Genomic DNA, 2,458 nt, shown 5'->3' on the forward strand with positions numbered 1-2,458 from the left:
CCCGCATCCGCCGCGGCCTTACCTAGGTTTTCTGTTCCGCTGCTACTCGGCCCCCTACCCCCTTTCTGTTTTTATTTTACCTAATTTCCTCAAAAGTCAAATTTTTGTTTGACTTTTAGTTTTTAGCTTCAGTGCTGGAAACACTCACCCTCATGAGCTACATTACGGCCATGAGCGACCCGACCAACCGCCCCATGGCTGACCTTATCGCCGATATCGACGCCAGCGAGGCCGAGATAGAGACGGGCGACCTTGTGCCCGGAAGCGCCGTCCTGGCGAACATCGAGGCCGCTATGGAGCGGCTGGCAGCTAAGAAGCGGCAGGAAGAACCTCGCAGGATTCAGTTTGGCCGGTGATTCCCTACACTCGCCGGGCGGCTCGGCAGGTTGACGACCTACTCACCCACTTCATGGAGCGCGAACGGCCAGAAGCGATGAGCAATTTGCTCACCGCTCTACGCGAGGCTTCCGCTCAGATTGAGAACACCCCCGCTGCCGGTGTTCCAGCCCCCCGCCCCTACCCATTTTTAGCCCGTCCTGGCCGTTTCTGGATAAAATCCGGGCGGTATTGGGTAGGCTATCGCCGCAAGCCAGTTTTAGCCATTTTCGCGGTTTTCTACGATGCCGCCAATATACCAGGACGCTTGTAGCTCCTGACAGGACGAGACTTGGCTAGCACAGTCCTTTTTCACGCCATACAAAAAGATCCCGTTCCATTTTAACTGGAATTTATTCTACAGCATCGCAGTCAAGTATTAAGTTTCCACCCATAGGCAGGGCACCACGAATATAAGGCTGCATCTCCGATAGTTCTTTTTGTCCAACAGGATAGCATTCATACATTGGATCGTCGCCTTCTACGTGGAAAATTTTTCGCAACAAATCAAGCGGCATATCGACCAACTCTGCCTCTCCTATAAGTTTCTCTGTCACTCTGTCATAAGATCTAATAATTCGATGTATTTTCATGTTATTTTCTTTCTTTTACTATTTTTCAACCTTGCGCCCCGGATTGGCTGGTTTTGTCTGCTCACCCGTTTTTGGATTAAACTCTCCTTTGTGTTTTCCTTCTTTATTGTAACGCTCAACCGTTCCATGCTGATAGTCCCATTCATAAATGTCACCATTACTGTCTTTCCATCTTTTGCGGAGCTTTCCACCACCTTTTACAGGTGTTTTGGGATTCACTACTTCTGCGTCAGGAAAAGCAGGTAAATTTTTAGGTGGAGCATGATATTGAAGCGGCGCCCCTAAATTAGGGCATCCCTGAATGCAGCTAGGAGGCGTTTCAATAAATGATTCGTCTATTATAGCTTTCGTTGCCACAAAAGCTATAGCGGTTCCAACCGCAGTTACGGCAGCCCAAACTGCTTCCGCAGCTGGTATAGCCAATGGGGCAGCTACTATCATTTAGCCGTCTTTCTGATTTCCATCAATGCCAATCTATTAAATATATCAGCTAAATGCTGTTCTGATTTTTTTATATCTGAGAACGCGCCTCGCACTTCTTCAAGTTCTATGAATTTTCCATTAGTCGCGACATCTAAATATATCCACATAGCCACACCTTTCTCACTACTTATTCCGTGAGCAATAGATTTATCGTGGCTAATCTTTATGTAATTTTCCAAACTGCTATCGGAAACGCTGCCGAGCTTTTCTTGAAAAGCCTCTTTTATAAAGCAAATCAGCCTAAGGTGAAATTCGTCTAATGCAGCTTTATCAAGCTGGGACAATTGACGCTGTGATATAACTAACATGCTTAACCTTGCATTAATTTCTAGAGTGGGGCTATAAGATATACTCAAAGACACCTATTTCTTGCGGTGCTTATGGATATCCCACGCATAGAGCAACGCATATTAATTATACGCGGAAACAAAAGAAAGTAAAGCGTTTCGTGCAATTTTATTTGTGGCAATCAATTAGACAGCTAAGCTTATTCTATTCATATTTATCTTCGCGGCTTTCTGCAACGCCGCCAATATCCCAGGACGCTTATAGCTCCTGGAAGGGTGTGGGCTGGCTAAAAGCCGGCCCGTAAGAAGCCCCAGGAACCGCCTGCGAGCCTGTGCCAGCTAGTAGGGTAGCCGAGACACTGAAAGCCGCTCTACGGGCTTCCTAGAGGCTCCCAGGGGTGACGCCATAGAACGGGCGAAAAACTACGCTAAGCAGACAAAGCGAGAACTCGGCAGCGAAAAGACACTTTTCCGGGTTCAATGAAGCCGGATGTTGCCCGAAATGGCCTGCCGAGCGCCATTGTCCCAGTTGGACGAGAGGCTATTTGGGACGGCGCAAACCCAAGGCAGGTCAAAGGGTTCAGGGCTGTCCAACCAGCAGGGTTCAATTGGGACAGCCCATCGCGGCCTTAGCGTATAATTCCGCCCGTCCTATGGCATGACCCCGATCAGGCGTTCCGAACGGTGACCGACAACCTTCCTCAAAATGCCGGCATCCGC

The 2,458-nt window shown here is 48.5% G+C and carries 4 protein-coding genes; 1 reads left to right on the forward strand and 3 read right to left on the reverse strand.

Going from position 1 to position 2,458, the window contains the following annotated elements; all coding sequences use genetic code 11:
• The first annotated feature begins 152 nt into the window (after positions 1-152).
• A complete protein-coding gene (locus DXK32_RS31815) occupies positions 153-356 on the forward strand; it encodes a hypothetical protein (protein ID WP_114862145.1) in 204 nt (67 codons plus the stop codon).
• A 372-nt stretch (positions 357-728) separates the two neighbouring features.
• Here the strand turns inward: DXK32_RS31815 and DXK32_RS32515 are convergent, their stop codons facing one another.
• Genes DXK32_RS32515 through DXK32_RS32520 form a run of 3 tightly spaced genes read right to left on the reverse strand, consistent with a single transcriptional unit; the run spans position 729 to position 1,813 of the window.
• Positions 729-968 carry a DUF7683 domain-containing protein gene (locus DXK32_RS32515; protein WP_432612375.1) on the reverse strand — a complete coding sequence of 80 codons (240 nt, stop codon included), beginning with the start codon at positions 966-968 and terminating at the stop codon, positions 729-731.
• 18 nt (positions 969-986) lie between these two features.
• Positions 987-1,409 (reverse strand): colicin E3/pyocin S6 family cytotoxin, encoded by a 423-nt coding sequence (locus tag DXK32_RS31820; protein WP_114862146.1) that lies wholly within the window; start codon positions 1,407-1,409, stop codon positions 987-989.
• Positions 1,406-1,813, reverse strand: coding sequence for a hypothetical protein (locus tag DXK32_RS32520; RefSeq protein ID WP_162801451.1), 408 nt, complete (start codon positions 1,811-1,813; stop codon positions 1,406-1,408). Before DXK32_RS32520 ends, DXK32_RS31820 begins: the two co-directional genes overlap by 4 nt.
• Positions 1,814-2,458 lie beyond the last annotated feature (645 nt).

This window comes from Azospirillum brasilense (assembly GCF_003349955.1).
Taxonomy (GTDB): Bacteria; Pseudomonadota; Alphaproteobacteria; order Azospirillales; family Azospirillaceae; genus Azospirillum; species Azospirillum brasilense_B.

Excerpts from the sequence above, each read along its gene's own strand:
- DXK32_RS31815 (WP_114862145.1), top strand. The coding sequence starts at position 153 with ATGAGCTACATTACGGCCATGAGCGACCCGACCAACCGCCCCATGGCT.
- DXK32_RS32515 (WP_432612375.1), bottom strand. The coding sequence starts at position 968 with ATGAAAATACATCGAATTATTAGATCTTATGACAGAGTGACAGAGAAA.
- DXK32_RS31820 (WP_114862146.1), bottom strand. The coding sequence starts at position 1,409 with ATGATAGTAGCTGCCCCATTGGCTATACCAGCTGCGGAAGCAGTTTGG.